Below are 18,085 nucleotides of genomic sequence, written 5' to 3'. Positions count from 1 at the left end.
TCGTGACTCTGCTGATAACGTTGGTCCGCATTCTGGTGGAGTCGTCCGCCACGATTCTCATCGGAATCGTTGGCGCAGCGGCTATTCGAGTCAGCGGTGGCTACAACTTCGTTCAGGAATGGCTAGGACCGGCAGACAGCCTGGAGCGGACTTTTCGTCTTCTGGCGGCGTGTCTATGCGTGCCGGTGTGTGCGCTCGGCGTCATTCCGATCGCAAAGGAACTTTCTGATGGGGGAATGCCACGCCGCGACCTGGCCCTGTTGTGGCTGGTTGCACCACTGCTCAACCCGTTGTCGATTCTCTACGCGATCAGCGTATTGCCGATCTGGCAATGTGGTGTGTTTCTGCTCGTGGCTTGCGTATACGCCGTCGTCGTCGCCGAGGTTGCCGGACGGTTCTACGATGAGCCTCAGAACAGTAAGTCAAGTTCCGTTTCCGAGGCAACCAGCGGAACAACCAGACTTTGGAATGCCTCTATCGCGGCTGGGCAAATCGCGACGGGGTGGTCGATCGTCTACGTAATACTCGGCATGGTTATCTCGGGTCTGGTCGTCGGACTGGTTCCATCGGGGTCGTTCGAGAGGATCTTCTCGTATCAGAATTCAATGGGCCCATTGGAAACCATGGCGTTAACCGGCCCCCAGATGGTGACCCCCATCACCTTCACCATGGCGGTGTCAGCCATTCATTCCACGCACCTCGCGTTCGCTTGTGCCATCGTTCTACAACTACTTGGTGTTGCATGGTGTGGCGGTACGGTCCTAGCGATGCGTTCGATTTGGGGAATCCAGCGTACGCTGGCACTCCTCGTGGTGACACTCTTTTTGGCGACGACCGTCAGCTATGTAACTTACTCCGTGTTTCCACCGGCCCCTGGTGAAGAAGAGGAAACACATGGCCTCGATACTCTGGCCCGCCCCTACCATGCGACCTTCGACCAGTTCTCTCTGGCTTTGAGCCAACAACTAAACCATACCGACCTGATCATGCAGGCCGGCACCACGCTGTTGGGAATCCTTGCGTTGTGGGGCATCGTAGTTCGGTCCTGGGGCCTTCGCTTTTGTGAAGATCCTATCCCGTCGACCGAAGCAAAACCGTCTGCTGGTCGCTGGAATGTCGAGTTGACCCAAGGACAGGTTGGCATGTCGCTTATTGGCGTCGCCGCGTTCGGAATCATCCTGCTGATGTATTCCATCTTCCCTGGCGTGGAAGAATCATTCGAGCAAATGAAAAAGGTATCCGCAGACGCGGTGATCGCGGTGAAGACTAACAAGACGCAGGTCGCCCAGCAGAAACTTTCCGAGTGGGATGCGGTTGCTGCCCGGATGCCGGTTGGGTGGGTTCTAAGGATGGGCGTTCCCGATAGTCAACAGGCGTCAGAAATTCGGGCTCTGCGAGAGTTGCTTTGGAAGACGCGCCAACAGTTCGCTCAAGCCGAATTGACAGATACTGAGGCCAAAGAACGAGGGGCCGAATTGATCGATCAATTTCAATCGTGCCGGGTCATCTGCCTAGGAGACAAGACATGAGTGATGTGTCAGAACAAGACGCACATGCTCCACTTTCCCCAGAGGGGCGTACCTGGATCGGGCAGCTTTTGTGGATTGTTGGCGTTAGTGCCGCGTTGACTTTCGGCTATGCGTTTTACAGTGAGTCCGCCCTGTTTCGCGGTTTGGCGATTCAACTGCTGCTGGCGGTCATTCTATTGTGGTCGACTCGTCGATCGATCGACATCCAAGTAGCAACTTCGTCGGGCCGAACCAAATCGGTTGAAGCCTGGTCGCTGCATACGATCTTTACGGCGGGGCCCCTGTTCGTGCTGCTGATTGGCGTGATCATGTCGCTTCTGGTCGGTCGTGTCGAAGTCGCTCGTTCACTATCTCCACAGGAAATCGCGACCTCAGCGATTCTCGCTGTGCTTATGGCAAGCTTGTGGACGGCGCTCGGGAAGATGACTCAAGGGATTTCCGAAAGACCATCCTGCGAACTAGCGACCATTGGGCTAACTCTCCACGAAGCTCGCGTGGGATGGTTCCTCGCTGCGGCAGCTCAACTGGCATCGTCGGTGCTGGCAAGTGTTCCTCAGTGGCTTGCGGTGATGGTTCATGTATATCTGGCCGTCGTAATCGGCGAGTGCCTACTGCGTCTGTTGTTTACCTGGTTCCAGTTGGAACGTGTCCCCAGTACGACTCATGAAGGTTTGCCTGATCCATTTGACTCGCTCTTTCGTGAAGTGCTGTTGTCTTCGCTTAACCCTATCGACACGCTCTTCCAAATCGCTGAGCGGCGTTTTGGACTAAGTCTTCGCTCTTCCTGGTCGATTCGATTCTTCCGACGGGCAACGCCGCTGGCTTTGCTCGTTTCAATACTCGTCTTCTGGTTGTCGACTTCGCTCGTGATTGTACAGCCTGACCAGTTGGCACTCTCGGAAGTATTAGGACGAGTCCAATCGGAGCCACTCCAACCTGGTTTACACACCAAGTATCCCTGGCCATTTGGTATTGTGCGACGTGTGTCGGTTGGAAAGATCCACACGCTTCAAATTGGTTTCTCGCAGCCAGTGGATGAAAAGGCCGTCGTCTCTGTCGAGCCACGCTCGATGCTCTGGACTGAACCGCACGCCAATGAGTTCGCCCTGGTGCTGGGGACCCAATCGGAGTTGGTTGCCGTCAACGCTCAGATCTATTACCAGGTTGGGAAGAACGTCGAGCAACTTAGAAACTATCTAGTTCGTCATTCAGACCCTGCCAAGGCGCTCGAGGCTGTCGCTTACCAGGTACTCCGTGAAGAAACGGAAAGCGCGACTCTTGGCCAGGTGCTGACTGAAGACCGCCTGGTATTTGCCCAGCGAATCGCCAGTAAAGTGACCGAGAAGTCTCGTGATATGCAACTCGGGATCGAGATTGTAGATGTCAGCCTGCTTAGTTTGCATCCGCCCGTCGAGGCAGCTGAGGCCTATTTGGATGTCAGCAATGCCGAAAGCGATGCTGCACGGCGTGTGACTCAAGCACTCGGCGACGCTCAAGCGAAACTCTTGGGTGCGGAAAGGGAATCTGCCACACTCGTCGCGTCCGCGAAGCAGGCTGCCGCCAGGCGTGTTGGGCTGGCAGGTCAAGAAGCATCGCACTTTGCTGAGGCCAGCAAAGCCTATCGCGCGGCCCCGGAAACTTATCGAATGCGGCTCTGGTTCGATACCTACGAAAAGGCTCTCCCTGGCCGGCAAGTCTATGTGATCGACTCGCAGCTTCAAGATGTACTCGTCACGGAGCCCAACGCTTCTTTATCGCCAACCGTCATTCCACCACTCGCATCACCATCCCCCTAGTTAGCCGGTTCAAGCTATCTCATGGAAAACGCAATCGAACATCAGTCGAATCAGGTGGCGCCACTCTGGACGAAAGTCGTACGGATTGGTCTAGGAATTTCTATCCTTATCCTGCTGGTGGCCTATCCCTGCTACATTCAGGTATCGGAAGGGACATCGGTGGTTGTCACTCGCTTCGGCAAGCCAACTCGGCAACTGATGGAACCTGGCGCCTACTTCAAGCTTCCCTGGCCCATCGAAGATGCCCGCGTTGTCGACTTGCGACAACATGTCTTCAATACGCCCTACACAGCAACGTTAACGCACGATCGCCGCAACGTGGTCCTCTCGACCTTTGTGGTATGGAACGTGGACGACCCACTACTATTCCTTCAATCGGCCGGAAGCGTCGAAGCTGTGTCGGCCAAGATCGATGGCATGGTAACGGCCGCCAAAAATACCCGGATGGGAGGCTACGATCTGTCCGCGTTAGTTTCAACCGACTCGACTCAACTCCAGACCCAACGCATCGAGCAGCAATTGCTGCAAGATGTCCAGCAAGATGTTCGCAAAAAGTTTGGCATTCAAATTCTTCAGATCGGCATCAATCGAATTGCGTACGAGTCTTCCAACGTATCAGCCGTACTAGCCCAGATGAAGGCCGAACGTGAAGCTGCAGCGAAGCAACTGCGAGCCTTGGGCGAGAAAGACGCCAACGCAATTCGCGATGATGCTGTCGTGCGCAGCGAAGAGATTCTGCGAGACGGTCGATTAGAAGCAGGCCGAATTCGTGCCGAAGCCGAACAAAAGGTTTCGGAAATCTACGCACATGCCCATCTACGCGATCCAGAGTTCTACCGGTATTGGCGTTCGTTGGAAGCCCTCAAGCGGAGTCTTGGGAGTGATTCGACGATTATCCTGCGAACCAACGATGGATTTATGGATTTGCTCACGGATCCACCTCCGGTTCCTCAAGCGGGTGCACCCTCCTCGCTGTCAGCAACGTCCGCCGACCGAACGACGCAGTTTCCTCCCGGCAATACCCAGGCAACTGTGGAAAGGCAGCCATGAGCGATCAGCGTACCTTCTCGCCACCACCTCCGCCGAGAGAGAATCGTGCCCGACGTTCCGAGCAGATCGGTGTAGGAGTTGGTGCCGGCATGCGAATCATTGGATTGCTGGCAGCATTGTTGATGATTCTGTTCTGGTGCTCTGGGATCACCATGATTCAACCCAACGAAGTTGCCTTGTTAACTCGCTTTGGCAAGCTGGTCGGCAACACGCCTGGAGAGCAAGTTCAGCCCCCAGGCATCTTGTTAGCTATGCCCTACCCTATCGATGAGGTTATTCGCGTTCCTGTCAAAGAAGAACGGGAAGTCTCGATTGATCGCCTGAAACTGAGTGCTGCCGGTGGCAATACCACCGCACTCGATCCCATTCGGGATGGCTACGTGCTTTGTGGCGACCAGCACATTCTGCAGACCAATGTTCGTGTGAAGTATAGGATCTCCGACCCGGTTGCTTATCACTTTCAAGCCGATCAGCCGGAACGGGTTCTCAAGGAAGCGGCCGCAGCTTCGATTGTCCAGACGATTTCTGGTTGGAATGCGATGGATACTCTGCGCCTACAACGTTCTTCCCGCATGGTAGAAGTCGAGCGTTTACCGATATCGGTTCGCGCGAGTTTGCAGAGGCGGCTCGACCAACTTGGTCTTGGCATCGAGGTCAGTGCGGTTGAGTTCCGTGAAATCATTCCGACACCACAGCTGGCGGAAGCATTCGAGAACGTCCAGAGCGAACAGATTCATATTGAAACGCGAAAACGGGAGGCCGAGGGCTTTGCTGCTCGAACGATTCCCAGATCTGAGGCAGATAGCTACACGCTGGTCAACGAGGCAACGCGTTTTCAAACCGATGTGATTACGAAAGCAGACGAAGAAGTAACCCTGTTCGACAAGGTCTATGCCCAGTATCTGGCCAATCCCGACCTGGTCTGGTCGCGTCTCTATCTGGAATCCATGGAGCAGATCATGCAGTCGGTGGGACGCCTCAAATTTGTCGCCCCTGGGACCCGGATTGTTATCACTCCTAGGAGTTCTCCCGAGAATTCACCTTCGGTTGTTACCGGTCCAAACAAGGAGCAAAGCCCATGAGTTCCGTATCGGTAGCGAAAAGAATCCAAACCGACCTCGACGCCGGTCTTTCAAGCTACGAAAAATGGCGAATGAGCATTCGCTTCAGTACGGCCTTGATAGCGGCATCACTGCTTGTGGTTGGTATTTTGATCGAGCGTTTAATGCCTGCCGAGCAGCTATCCCTAGGGGCCGCATTTCAGGCTGCGGCAGCACTCCTGGTACTTGTTCCGATCCTATGGGAAGGCTTGTGGGGACTATTTCGCGAATCACCAGAATATTATAGCTCGCAGTTGGTAAGTATCGCGGCGCTCGCGGCATTTGCGATTGGTGATTTTGCCACGGCTGTTATCGTCCCGGTGATATTGAGCGTGGCGTTCTTCCTGGAAGAGCGTAGTATTCTCGGTGCCAATTCGGCCATCGCGGGGCTTCAAGCTTTGCAGTCGAACCTTGCCCGCAGACTGACTGAAGACGGAACGGAACTTTCCATCGCGGCCTCGGAACTTAAGGTCGGCGATATCATCATCATTGCTCCCGGTGAAAGCATCCCGGCCGACGCGGTCGTTCTACATGGACATGCGGCGATTGATCAGTCTTCGATCACCGGCGAATCGACTCCGGAAGAAGTCAGCCCTGGTTCGAAGATCTTCGCTGGTTCCATGAACTTGAACGGATTGCTCCGAGCACGGGTGACGTCGGCGGGTGACGATACCACGCTCGCCAAGGTACTGGATCTGTTCCAGCAAGCCGAGCAGTCCAAGACGCGTGTCCTTCGCTTGGTCGAACAGTATGCCAAGTACTTCGTCTTAGCGGTCCTGATGATCGCTGGGATCACTCTCTTTCTTACGCACGATGTGGCTCGTGCGATCACTGTGCTGGTGGTGGGTTGCCCCGGTCCCTTTCTCATCGCGGGGCCCGCCGCCATGGTGGCTTCCCTGGCAGTTGCCTCGCGGCATGGCATTCTCGTGAAGAATGCTCGATTCCTCGAGGCTCTGAGTGAGGTTAATTGCGTCGTTTTCGATAAGACGGGGACCGTGACCACCGGGCAGCTAGAGGTTGGTTGCGTGATACCCTGTTCCGGTGAAGAGAACGAGACTATTCGGGCGATTCTGCCTGGGGTCTCTGTGAACCAGCATCCTGTTTCCAAGGCTATTGCCCGGTATGCCACACAACAAGATCTAGTCGGCATTGCAGTTGAAGAGGTAGCAGAAGTCCCGGGATTAGGGATTCGTATCCACTACCCAGACGGACGCGTTATCCTCTTGGGGCGTGAGAGCTGGCTCAATCAGGAAGGAATCGAGACGGAGTCGATCGACCATTCCGGCCCGATGGTCTGGGCCGCCGAGATCAGTCACCAAGCCAAACGACCGCTCGGGTGTATCTGTCTTTCCGACCATGCCCGCGCTGACTCGTCGCAGGTAATCCAGTTGCTGCGTGATCTGGGGGTTGAACGCACTGTTCTGCTGACTGGGGACCGAGCGGCCGTGGCACAGCTAATCGGCCAGGAGGTCGGTGTCGATGAGATTGTTTCCGAGGTACTCCCATCCGAGAAACTACAGGTAGTCGAGTTGGAAATGAAGGCTGGCTACAACGTCATGGTCGTGGGAGACGGAATCAACGATGCCCCAGCACTTGCCGCGGGAAATGTCGGTGTAGCGATGGGAGTTGGAGGGGCCGATATCACGATGCGTAGCGCCGATATCGTCCTGATGACTCATCAACTGGATCGGCTGCCCATGGCCATGATGCTAGCCGCCAAGACCAAAGCAACGATTCACAGAAACGTGCTCATCGGTGCGGGACTAACGCTCTTGATGCTCGGTATGGCCTCGGCCGGAACGATTACTCCCATCGCAGGTGCGGTACTGCAGAATGTTGGAGAAGCGTTCGTTATCATTAATAGCGCCACGATCCTTCGCTGGAAATGGCAGCCCGTCAGCCAACCGATTTCATCCTGAATTGCGGGGAGCTTATTGCCCCGTGCATCCGCCACCGGAGAGTTCCTGGAGTTACGGCACAAACTCCATCCGAACGGGATCAGTCGTCGTTTCAAATCAGGTTTGCATTCACCGACGTCCGCAGCACCGGAAATATTAAGCCAATTTCCGATGACTCCGCATCCGGTATTCCCACAAACAATCACATGGCTGATCTCGTGTTGCGAAAACGCAAACTCGATGTCCGCGATAACTGTGTTCTCGTCGCGATCGCCTGCTGCGCGAATCGATGATGCGATGTGCTGGATTACGAAGAGTCTCCGTGGCAGTGCAAATGACACATCACCAGGAGACGGACACCGTCGCCTGCCGCGATGGGAGGAATCGCCTCCAGCAGGTAACGAACCGGGCGACATTTCCGCGATGAATTTCCAGGACAGGATTGTCGTTTGGCATTACTCGACTCCCACAATCAGGCTAGGGAAGCGAGGAACCTTCTGCGGAGTGATCCTGATGAGTATCGTGCGCTGCGGATTCTTGCGTCGCTTGATCTGCTCCCCGCGACTTGAGTAACGCCGTTGCAGCGTGATACCTGGACTGAACTCCCGGTTGCGGAAACACGCCGCCGCCGATGATCAATACCACCATTACCAAGATCGTGAGACGTTCCGTCGGTCGACATACCAGCGAGGCCGTTGCGATATGTGGCGTGCCAGTAAAGACGTGGAAGTAAGCTTTGACGATCGCAATACCATTGAGCGCCGCCGCCAGAACCACGGCGAATCCAATCAGTGGATAGACGTCCACGACTCCTTCGACCAGCAGTTCCGTGCCGATGAAGCCGATCGTTCCTGGGAAACCAATCGAGGCCAGACCCGTCAGCAGAAACATGTTGGCGAGGAATGGAGTATGTTCGTAAAGCCCATGAAATCCATCGAGTGAGAGGCGTCCCGTTCGCGCTTCGACGGATCGCAGCGCCAAACCGAAACCTAACAACGAGATCCCCACAGATAGCCAGACATACAACGCCCCTGTCAAACCGATCGGATTTGCCATTTCCAGCCCAACCAACACCAGGGAAGAATGGCTGAGAAACAGGTAGCAAAAGAAGCGGCGCGTTTCATGCTGAACCAGGGCCATGCCGGCGGCATATATCGCCGTCATCATCGACAACATCGCGATACTTTGCAGGGCCCACGCCGGGGCAATGGGGAAAACGAGCCGCATAACCACGTAGGCGCCGGCCATCGGCGTGACAAACAGCAGCGCCGTCCCGAACGTCGCCTTCTCGAATAGATCGGTCATCCAACAGTGAAGTGGGCAAATGCCACTTCGAATCAACGCGCCTGCCGTCAGCAGGCAGCCGGCGAGGATCGGAGGATTGTCGGCGCTCGCGTCGGTTCCGACCAGCCACTGTCCGGCGACCAGTAGTCCCACGGATAGCCCCATATGCAGGGAGTATACCTGCGTGGATTGGCGGCGTTTGCGCAGCTCGATCCAAGGGGGAACCACGCCGACCGCCAGCAATAGAATGACCAACCAAGGGTCGCGACATCCGAGCGTTGCCAGCAGCACCGACTCGGAGAAGAGCGCCCACCCGAATGAGAAGCGATTCAGCTTGGTGCGAAGCGTCGTTAAAACAGTCGCGAGATAGAGCAACGCGCCGAGCGGCAACAGCGGAGCGCTAAGTTCGTCTACCACGAACGCATCGGCCGGACCAAACAACTGAAAGACGTTCCAATGATCGTGCGCCTCGAAGGACTGCAGCGTCTCAAAGTCAATCCACTCTCCGATGGCACATAAGAACGTCGCCAAACAAATCGCAACGCTATAGTTCCTTGCGCGCTCACGATCCTTTGTTAATGACGCGATAATAGAGCCGATCAGCGGCAGCAGGACCGACAAGCCAAGCCAGGGCATGTGAAGTTCCGGCATTAGGCTACGTCCTCCAGCGAGTCTTCGTACGGAGCGAGACGATCCGACTCGCGCGACTCGCCGCCGGAAAGCAGGCTCGTCCAGCGTCTTTCCAGGGAGTCAAAGCTGCGAAATGCGAACAAGAACGGGTCGACGATCCAGACGTTGAGGAAAGCGTCGAGAAAGCCACGCTCCAGCGCGAAGCGATACAGCCACAACTGGAGCGAAGATGTGGATTGGGAGCGCCCCGCCTTATCGCCGCTCAACGAGGAGCCGACAGCATTCTCCAACATTCGGTAGTCTTTCAGGACGGAAGGAGCTCGTAATAGTTGGAATGTTCTGAGGCAAGCATGGCCAATCATGTGTATCAAGGCGACGTATTGCAGTCCGAGTCCGATCTCCACAGTAATAATACCGACCTGAGTCAACGAAGCGTACGCCAAAGCGTTCTTTACGTCGCTTTGGACGCGGCATGCCGTCGCTCCAAAGATCGCCGTCACGAGCCCCAGTACAACGACCGCAACTCGTAGCAGAACCGAAGCGTCTAGCAAGGGGCTCACGCGGAGCAAGAGAAACACACCCAGATGAACCGACAAGGCTCCATAGAACACCGCGCTGGAAGGCGTAGGGCCTTCCATGGCGCGAGGAATCCAGCCCGAAAACGGCACCATTCCAGACTTGCCTGCCGCGGCCAGCAGTAGCAGAAGTCCGACCAAGAGCGCCGACGTGGAATCAATCGCGGCGACGCCATCGGGCCAGGGCCCAGAGCCCATCAGTCCATCGAAGTCTCCACCGCCTGTTAGATGATGCAACGTTAAAGCGGCAATCAGAAAAGCAGCGTCCGCAATACGATAAATAGACCAGACGCGTAGACCATTGCGCACCGGAGCAGGCCGCTCATGGAAATAGGCGACGAGCAACGCCGACGAAAGGCCGACCAACTCCCAGCCAAAGAACAAGGTTTCGATCGTGCCGGCCAAGGCCGATACCACCATTCCTAGCTGGAAGAGTGCGTAAAGGAGGAAAAAGCGTCGAAAGCCGCGATCTCGATGCAAATAGACGGAAGCGAACGCTCCAACGGTGCCGCACAGCACGAACGACAAAATTACGAATGGTACCGAAAGCCGATCGAAAACGAATTTCAGATGGAAATGAAAGTGCTCTTGGGGAATAGACGCCCAGTTCCCGAGTTCAATTGGCACATGCCGCGATCCTGTGGCCAGCATGACTCCCAGTATGCAAACCGCGGCCGTTAATCCCGCGACGACGCTCCCCTTCATGAGTCTCGACTGTAAGGTTTCGCTTAGTCGAATTCCAATTAAGAGCGGTAGACCGAGGGCTGTTAATAAGACTACGGGGCTTCCAACGACAACGTCTCCCAGGGCATGTAGGATCGGCTCGACCATCATTGCCGCTCCTCTGTCGCCGAGATCGAGAAGAACGGCAGGTTGTCGCGGGAGCCACGATAGCAATCCCGCGAGAAGGATGCCGTACGAGGTGCGGCGCCGCTGAACTCATATGGTTCAAACTGGCCATTTCTGAAAACTTGCACCGTTGAATCCGCTGGTTGCATCACGGCGAGATGGATCCAATCGCCGCGGCAAAGCCGGCCGATGGTCGGGTTGTCCTGCATGATGGAAAGTAAGGCCTCGGGAGTTGATTCAATTACAAACAGTATTCTGAGCGGCTCGTGAATCTCCACCATTTGTTGATAGAGACCGGTTCTCAAGTCGCTCGCCGTCCCTTCCATCACTCCTAATAGAGATACGATGTTGTGCGGCAACTTCGATCCAGAACCGTAGACCGCATGATCGACTCGTGAGAAGTAGTACTCGAGGTTGATCCCCGCGCAAACTGGTATCGCCGCGGCCAGGATGCGGGCGAGAATCGAATGCCGGTCGTCGTCTTGGGCCGGATCGTACGACGTCAGGAAGGACCGCCGATCGAGAAATAGGCCCCGCGACCAATCGCGTCGTCCCACAACGCAAAGCGCGTTCGTGGCGTGATTGTATTCTGGTCGAGCTTGGGAAATGTCCTGGGCTCGGGCTTCAACATGCCGAACGGCCTCTTGCGGCGAGATGGTCAGAGGGGCAGAGTCGAACCGTCGACAACGTTCGTGGGCGTTGCGACGGCGTGCCTCTTCGATGGCCTCGCGAGCCGCCTCGAAGTCGTCATGATGCGACGGTGGCAGCGAGTCCAAATCAAAAAAGACCACCGAATCGTCGCACGTATTGTGGTAGGCGCCAACGAATACCGTATCATCCGGAATCGAGACGCCTGCCTGCTTCACCAAGGCACGCACGCGCCAGTCGTTGGCCATCTTGGCGAATGCTCTCGCGTTCGGACCGCCCCGTTTTCCTGCACATGCTCCACAGCAATAGGCCGACTCGTGGGGATTATTGAGGCTCGAGGAGCCATGTCCGCAGACAACGAACAAGCGAGAAAATGCGTCTGGTTTGGTTACGCCGATATCCTGCAACAAACGTACAACGACGCTCGCCATTTCCTCGCAAGAGAATCCAACATGACCATTCTCGGGGCCAGGCTCCTCTTGATAGCGTTCCAATTGGAGTGTCGTCACCGGAGGAGGTTGAACCAAGCTCCCCAACTGTTTGCGAATCCTGGCCGTCAGATGCGGAAAAAGGACGCTCGCTACTAGCGGGGCCGTCGCCAGCGAACCGATGATGCCGGTAAAGATGCCTCCCAAGAACGTCCGACTGCGCATATGAAAGGCATGGCTCGCCAGGCCCAAGCGTCGCCTTAACTCTGCCCGTTCCAGATGCATTCCCTCGAACGTATAGCCGACGTCCTCCTGAACATAGTGCCGCGGAGTGATCACGTTGGGACATAGCGGTTGGTAAAAGCTGTCGGCCGCCCCACGATAGTAGATCGCCACTGCGAAAAATCCTGCGGCGCCAAACGTTTCGCAAGCCGGATGCGTTTCTTCCAGGTGACGTCGAAACGACTCTTCCCGATCGTCGATACATGTCAGGACTTGAAAGTCAGGACGATGTGGCTTTCGCCTGGCCGAGATCTCGTCGAAAGATTGCGTGTGCGAAATGAACGCGTCCAACGCCTCGCGCCGGTATTTTCGCTCGAACGCCTCGTGGTATATCCGACGGCGCTCGATGGCCGAAAAAGCTTCGGCTTCCGCATCCAGTTCTTTCCACTGATCATTGGAGAGCGCGAGTAATTGCTGTGGTTGCCAACCAAGCGTTTGGGCGGCCTGAAACAAGAGAAATGCTCGGCGTTCAATGTTAAGGGGGCGTTGTTCCGACAGCTTCCTCTGAGCGAACTGCATTACTTCCCGAGCGCCGCTGCGCCGACCGGTTTTGTCGAACCCAACGTTAACGATCGCAAAACGCTCAAGAATCAACTGGATGGCCACCAGCCCGAGCAGAGAGCCTGATGGGATCGAGTGGACGACCGGACCGGCACCCGATTCCAACTGCCAGATCATTCCGGCCCAGCCCCGTAGGCCAAGCAGTGTCTGGGTTACGAATTCGTCGCGATCGTCGTCGGGCACGCCCAAGTCGCGGATCGATTCTTCAATCGATGCTTCTGGCGTTACCCCAGAAGTTTGCAACCGACGCAGTTCCAGGGAAAGCCCACGCGTCCAGCGGTCGGCACACCAATTTGATTGGGTATAGAGCGTCAAAAACGCTTCGTAAAAGCCCTTGTCCCGCTTGGGGAGTTCCCAGTCGGAATAGCCCTGATCGACGTAAGCCGCGCAAAATCGGATGAGCAGGTCATGCACGTCTTGGTCGATGTCGTCCCCGAATGCCTTCAGTAACAGATCGCGTGGACGCACGTAACGAACAGATGCGGTGCGAGGTGGCGTGGACTGAATTCCAATGCGGCAGATACGCCACAACAGGTGCAAGGAAAACGCTTCCCAGGCGTTTTCCCCCCATTCCTCATATTTTCGGCCGAACTTCACCAAAAGCCCGTCCAAGTCCGCCGAGGTTGAGCGTTCCGTTGCCTGACGACTGCGAAGCCACTCTTTTGCACCGCCTACGACTCGCTCGCGAAGGTCCTGGGGGACTTCTGAATGAAACCGCTCAAGCGCGTCGGTCTCTGCCACAATCCACTTCAGCTCGGCGTTGGGACCAACGTGAACAGGATGGCGAAGCATCGCTAGGCGAATTTGCCGGCGCGTTCCCAGACCGTTGATTCTCTCCTGATCCTGCTGTCCAAGGTCTTCTTTCAGGACGGCCAGGAGATCTTCATCTGTGATCCGACCTTTCCGAAATAGCTGGCGATATTCTTGTTCCAGCAAATAAGGCTGGGCGCCATAGCGAGCCAACCCCAGCTTCACAGCTTCGTGAAACGGGAGATCCTCGAATGCATGAAGCGTATTGTGATGAACAAAGACCTCGATCGGCCCTTGCGATGGTAAGAGGTGGGCAGCGTGCTCCACCAACTTACGTATCGCCTCCGGTCCGGAATCGTCGGAGACCGTCTTGGTCAAAGAATCAGTGGTGCGTTCCAAAGTTGGATCGGCCCTAGTCTAATAACATGCAGGCGAAACAGCGCGTTTTGGCGATCCATGCCGCTAATGGGGAGGCGGGGTCGCGTTTCGATTGGTACTTTCTGTCGCAATTATTATACCGATAAAGCTGCCCAGCCGTTGTCACGATGTTTGGCTCAATACGAACGATAGAAAAACGGGGGTGAGGCCGAAAGTTTTGTTTGCGAAAATCTGCAAGTGAGGCAGTCAACTCAACCCTCGGTCGATAGAATCTGGAGATGCAAATGATGCAAGTTCTTGCATGTCAGATGCAAAATCTTGCACGCCCAGACGTTTTGAACCGAGGAATCGATCGATGCAGCAACTAGTTCAGGGGATCCATCGCTTTCAACGCGAACAATTCAGCCAAGACAAGAAGCTGTTCGAAACCCTTGTCGACGGCCAGCACCCACTGGCGTTATTTATTACCTGCTCTGACTCGCGCATTGACCCTAATCGTCTAACCCAGACAAAGCCGGGCGAGCTATTCATTCAGCGTACCGCTGGCAACATTATCCCTCCCTATGGGGCAGTACTTGGCGGCGAGGCGGCGACGATTGAATATGCGGTTTCTGCGTTAAAAGTCCGTGATATTATTGTATGTGGACATTCTCACTGCGGAGCGATGGCCGGCCTGTTGACTCCAGAATCGGTCGAAAGCATGCCGGCGGTTCGCGCCTACCTGCAACATGCGGAAGCGACGCGTCGCATCGTCGAGGAAAACTACTCTCACCTGACCGATCCTGCCAAGCGATTGACGTTGACAGTCGAAGAGAACGTCCTGGTGCAGCTCGAGAGCTTGAAAACCCACCCCGCCGTCGCGGCCGCCGTTGGTCGAGGCGACCTGAAACTGCATGGATGGGTCTACAAATTCGAGACGGGGGACGTATTCACATTCGATCCGGATCAGAATCAGTTTTTGCCTCTCCGAGACGTGGCGTCGCCGTTGAGTGAGACCCAACGTACGCTTCCGCCGATCTAAGCATTAGCGAAGCCAAACTGATCGTCGGCGTGGTATTCCTGCAGCACGCCCTTCGTATCGATAATCAGGCAATTTAAACGCATCGTGGGAGTAGCCGCCTTGAGGCGGCTTTTATTTACTTGTTTCTATGTTTCGTACCCAATCTGTCGGTACCGGTAACGGGTACCGACTTTCTATCGCCGGGTTACTGCTACTGAGTTTGGCTGCTCTGGCCATCACTATCTGGACGATGTCCGACTTCTTGCGGGAACAAGACATCGTCGAGGAACTGACGCGAAAACTGCCCCGTGACTCGACAGCGACCGCGAAAGAATTGGTGGTCGAACTGGGGTGGCAGTTCCGGCTTTCGATCCTCGTCGTGCTGAATCTTATCGCGACGGGGTTGGCGCTCGTTTTGCTTTCGCGCGCCTATCGGTCTTCCCAGGAGTCGCTTCGGGACATCAAGGCCCTGGCGGGACATATCCTCAGCAGCGTCGATCAAGCGGTAATCACGACGAACCGAAACGGTATTGTCACCAGCATCAATCGTCACGGCATGGAGTTGCTCGGAGCCAAACTCGATTGTATCGACAAGCCGGTGAAGGAGCTTTCCGCTGACTTGGCGCTTGACCAGTTCCTGGCCGATTGGCAGGCCAAAAAGCCTTCTTCTTTGACCAGAGATTTTCATATCGACGCCGACGGGAGAACCGTCCGCGCGACTTGCCAATCCTTGAACGACTTTGAGGGAAAGCAGATCGGCAAAGTCTTGCAGCTGCGTGACGTAACGGAACGCATTCTCCTGGAAGAGCGGATGCGACGGATGGAACGCTATATGGGACTGGGATCTCTGGCGGTCGGGCTCCACCACGAAATCCGAAATCCGCTTGCAGCGCTGTCGCTCCATGTTCAACTGCTGGAGGAGCAACTCGAGGAGAGCCAGGTATCCGAGGAAGTGCAGCAAATGTTGGCGGTCATCAAGGCGGAAATGACGCGAATTGGGGGAGTCTTGGAGGGGTTCCGGGATTTTGCTTCGATGGAAAACCTGCGGCTCGAGGAGGTCGATCTCGCCAGGCTAATTCAGCGACAAGTCGATCTTGCGGTACCTCAGGCAAATCAACAAGGGATTGACGTCAGATTCGTTCGTCCGGAATCTCCCTTGCCGAATATCACGGCCGATCTGGTTCGTTTGGAACAGGCTTTGCTGAACCTGTTCGTCAACGCGATGCAAGCCATGCCCAACGGAGGCGAACTTACCATCGCCGTGACTGCAACTGCCGACTCGGTGCGTATCGAAATCGCGGATACAGGCAGCGGAATTCCAGAGGACCTTCGCAGTCAGGTGTTCGACGCCTACTTTACGACCAAGAGCGAAGGAACCGGTTTGGGGCTTGCCCTCTGCGACAAGATCGTCCGGCAACACAATGGCAGCCTTGATTTTTTGAGCAACAAAGAGGGAACGACCTTTGTAATGACGTTACCAATTCAACAAGCGGCGATTTTTGCGGACTAGCGTCATGGAAGAAGCCTTTCGCATCTTGATTGTCGACGATGAGCCCAACATAAGGTCGGGGTTGGCCAAAGGGCTGGAAAAAGAAGTCGACCTGATCGATACGGCCAGCGGCGTCAACGAGGCGCTCGACAAGTTCGATACGGAGAGTTTCCAAATCGTCATCGCCGACGTTCGATTGCCTGGGGATCGAGATGGCCTGGAACTGTTGTCGCTGATCCAGCAGCGCGCACCCAATACGACGATGATCATGATTACCGCCCATGGAACGGTCGAGATGGCGGTCGACGCGATGCGCCGCGGTGCGTTTGATTTTATTACCAAGCCGGTTGACCTGAACTTGATCCGTCAGCAGGTCGCCAAAGCAGTAGAGCATCATCGGTTGCAGACCGAAAACCGTTTCCTGAAAGATCGGCTGGCGGTTGCCGGCGAGTTGCCCAACATCATCGGCAATTGCCACGCACTCAATAATGTGCTGTCACAAATTCGCCAGGTTGCTGATACGGACGCGACCGTGCTGATTCATGGCGAAAGCGGTACGGGAAAAGAACTCATCGCCAGGGCCCTGCACGATCTAAGCAAACGTTCTTCGTTTCCATTCATTCCGGTCAACCTCGGCGCGTTACCGGTGAACTTACTGGAAAGTGAGTTGTTTGGGCACGAAAAGGGTGCCTTCACAGGGGCCTCTCGCCAGAAACCAGGCTGCTTTGAGCAATCGATGCGAGGGACGCTGTTCCTCGACGAGATTACCGAAATACCGATGAAGAGCCAGGTCGATTTGCTCCGCGTGCTCGAGACGGGACAGTTCACCCGAGTGGGAGGCGAGGAGACGCTTCTCTCGGACGCTCGCATCGTTTCGGCGACCAACAGAGACATTCCGCAGCTGGTCGAAGATGGCGTTTTCCGAGAGGATCTTTATTACCGTCTCAATATCATCCCCATCGAAGTCCCTCCCTTACGGCAACGCCGCGACGATATCGTTCTCTTGGTGGACCACTTTTTGAATCATTTTTGTGTCCGACACCATCGAGCGCCCAAGTCGATAGACCATGAGGCATTGCAAGTGCTCGTCTCGGCGAATTGGCCGGGCAATGTACGTCAGCTTCGAAATGTAATCGAACGCCTGGTCGTCACGGTGGACAGCGAAAAGATAAGAGCGAAGCATTTGCCCGCAGAGCTAACCGCGGTCGTTAGAAACGCTGCCGCCAGTGAAGTACGCTCATTGGCCGACGTTACGGAGTCGGCTGAGAAGGAAGCTATTTTGATTTCTCTTGCGGCCAACGATTTTCACCGTGAGAAAACCGCGAAAGTCTTGGGAATCAGCGTTCGTACGTTGCAATACAAAATGAGTCGCTACGGGCTGCACTAGCCAATTCCCAAGGGCGTTCGCAGTTTTTCCCGAAGGTGAATTGCGAGGATGCCGAAAAAACGCTGATTTGTTGGGAACACCGGCCCAAGCCGACGAAGTCTCTTTCCATGTCGTAGCCAACCAGTCGTAGCACGCCTTGCAATTGAGGCGATGAACCGTCTGCGGCGTGGCAATCGTTCCCCAATACGCCAGTCAAGGCATCGCCCAAACCAATGGCTTCCAGTGGCGAATAAGGCAGGGGAACGTCGGTGGCGTTCGTGAGTCAGTTGGAAGGGTGATTGCAATCGCAGCGAGATGCCCCACCACTGAGGTGCACGGCATCTCTTCTCTTAGCGAACTTTGCTTGACGGAAGCAAAAATTCTATGGATATTTAAGACTCCTTCCTGACGCCTCTAAGCGGGGCATCACTTCCCTCCTGAAGTACACGGTAGCCATGGACCACCAACACAC

11 protein-coding genes and 1 pseudogene are annotated in these 18,085 nt (G+C 55.5%); 8 read left to right on the top strand and 4 right to left on the bottom strand.

Going from position 1 to position 18,085, the window contains the following annotated elements; all coding sequences use genetic code 11:
- Window positions 1-20: 20 nt before the first annotated feature.
- From AB1L30_RS12835 to AB1L30_RS12815, 5 genes are all read left to right on the top strand, one after another.
- Window positions 21-1,529: a permease gene (locus AB1L30_RS12835; protein ID WP_367013819.1), complete on the top strand. Its 1,509-nt coding sequence runs from the start codon at window positions 21-23 to the stop codon at window positions 1,527-1,529.
- A complete protein-coding gene (locus AB1L30_RS12830) occupies window positions 1,526-3,325 on the top strand; it encodes a protease modulator HflK (protein ID WP_367013818.1) in 1,800 nt (599 codons plus the stop codon). Before AB1L30_RS12835 ends, AB1L30_RS12830 begins: the two co-directional genes overlap by 4 nt.
- Window positions 3,326-3,346: 21 nt before the next feature.
- Window positions 3,347-4,375 carry a protease modulator HflC gene (locus AB1L30_RS12825; protein ID WP_367013817.1) on the top strand — a complete coding sequence of 343 codons (1,029 nt, stop codon included), beginning with the start codon at window positions 3,347-3,349 and terminating at the stop codon, window positions 4,373-4,375.
- On the top strand, window positions 4,372-5,457 hold the full coding sequence (locus AB1L30_RS12820; RefSeq protein WP_367013816.1) for a protease modulator HflK: 1,086 nt from the start codon (window positions 4,372-4,374) through the stop codon (window positions 5,455-5,457). The genes AB1L30_RS12825 and AB1L30_RS12820 overlap by 4 nt, the downstream gene beginning before the upstream one ends.
- A 71-nt stretch (window positions 5,458-5,528) precedes the next feature.
- Window positions 5,529-7,394: a cation-translocating P-type ATPase gene (locus AB1L30_RS12815; protein ID WP_367013815.1), complete on the top strand. Its 1,866-nt coding sequence runs from the start codon at window positions 5,529-5,531 to the stop codon at window positions 7,392-7,394.
- Between the two features lie 146 nt (window positions 7,395-7,540).
- On the opposite strand, the pseudogene AB1L30_RS12810 reads toward AB1L30_RS12815, so the two are convergent.
- From AB1L30_RS12810 to AB1L30_RS12795, 4 genes and pseudogenes are all read right to left on the bottom strand, one after another.
- Window positions 7,541-7,789 (bottom strand): annotated as a pseudogene (locus AB1L30_RS12810) (carbonic anhydrase); the annotation flags it as partial.
- A 61-nt stretch (window positions 7,790-7,850) separates the two neighbouring features.
- Complete coding sequence (locus AB1L30_RS12805) at window positions 7,851-9,308, bottom strand: proton-conducting transporter membrane subunit (RefSeq protein ID WP_367013814.1); 1,458 nt, start codon at window positions 9,306-9,308, stop codon at window positions 7,851-7,853.
- Complete coding sequence (locus AB1L30_RS12800; RefSeq protein WP_367013813.1) at window positions 9,308-10,489, bottom strand: proton-conducting transporter membrane subunit; 1,182 nt, start codon at window positions 10,487-10,489, stop codon at window positions 9,308-9,310. The genes AB1L30_RS12805 and AB1L30_RS12800 overlap by 1 nt, the downstream gene beginning before the upstream one ends.
- Window positions 10,490-10,692: 203 nt before the next feature.
- Window positions 10,693-13,779, bottom strand: coding sequence for a DUF2309 domain-containing protein (locus tag AB1L30_RS12795; protein WP_367013812.1), 3,087 nt, complete (start codon window positions 13,777-13,779; stop codon window positions 10,693-10,695).
- 334 nt (window positions 13,780-14,113) lie between these two features.
- On the opposite strand from AB1L30_RS12795, the gene AB1L30_RS12790 reads away from it, so the two are divergent.
- The 3 genes from AB1L30_RS12790 (at window position 14,114) to AB1L30_RS12780 (ending at window position 17,634) form a co-directional block, all read left to right on the top strand.
- Window positions 14,114-14,779 carry a carbonic anhydrase gene (locus AB1L30_RS12790; protein ID WP_367013811.1) on the top strand — a complete coding sequence of 222 codons (666 nt, stop codon included), beginning with the start codon at window positions 14,114-14,116 and terminating at the stop codon, window positions 14,777-14,779.
- 316 nt (window positions 14,780-15,095) lie between these two features.
- Window positions 15,096-16,268 carry an ATP-binding protein gene (locus AB1L30_RS12785; protein WP_367014097.1) on the top strand — a complete coding sequence of 391 codons (1,173 nt, stop codon included), beginning with the start codon at window positions 15,096-15,098 and terminating at the stop codon, window positions 16,266-16,268.
- A gap of 4 nt (window positions 16,269-16,272) precedes the next feature.
- Window positions 16,273-17,634, top strand: coding sequence for a sigma-54 dependent transcriptional regulator (locus AB1L30_RS12780; protein WP_367013810.1), 1,362 nt, complete (start codon window positions 16,273-16,275; stop codon window positions 17,632-17,634).
- Window positions 17,635-18,085 lie beyond the last annotated feature (451 nt).

It is taken from the genome of Bremerella sp. JC817, assembly GCF_040718835.1.
Taxonomy (GTDB): domain Bacteria; phylum Planctomycetota; class Planctomycetia; order Pirellulales; family Pirellulaceae; genus Bremerella.
The sequence above is the reverse complement of the archived record's forward strand: the minus strand, read 5'-3'. Positions and strand labels throughout refer to the sequence as shown.

What these genes read in the sequence shown, in the direction of transcription:
- AB1L30_RS12820 (WP_367013816.1), top strand. Translation starts at nt 4,372, where the DNA reads ATGAGCGATCAGCGTACCTTCTCGCCACCACCTCCGCCGAGAGAGAAT.
- AB1L30_RS12790 (WP_367013811.1), top strand. Translation starts at nt 14,114, where the DNA reads ATGCAGCAACTAGTTCAGGGGATCCATCGCTTTCAACGCGAACAATTC.
- AB1L30_RS12805 (WP_367013814.1), bottom strand. Translation starts at nt 9,308, where the DNA reads ATGCCGGAACTTCACATGCCCTGGCTTGGCTTGTCGGTCCTGCTGCCG.
- AB1L30_RS12830 (WP_367013818.1), top strand. Translation starts at nt 1,526, where the DNA reads ATGAGTGATGTGTCAGAACAAGACGCACATGCTCCACTTTCCCCAGAG.
- AB1L30_RS12780 (WP_367013810.1), top strand. Translation starts at nt 16,273, where the DNA reads ATGGAAGAAGCCTTTCGCATCTTGATTGTCGACGATGAGCCCAACATA.
- AB1L30_RS12815 (WP_367013815.1), top strand. Translation starts at nt 5,529, where the DNA reads ATGAGCATTCGCTTCAGTACGGCCTTGATAGCGGCATCACTGCTTGTG.
- AB1L30_RS12825 (WP_367013817.1), top strand. Translation starts at nt 3,347, where the DNA reads ATGGAAAACGCAATCGAACATCAGTCGAATCAGGTGGCGCCACTCTGG.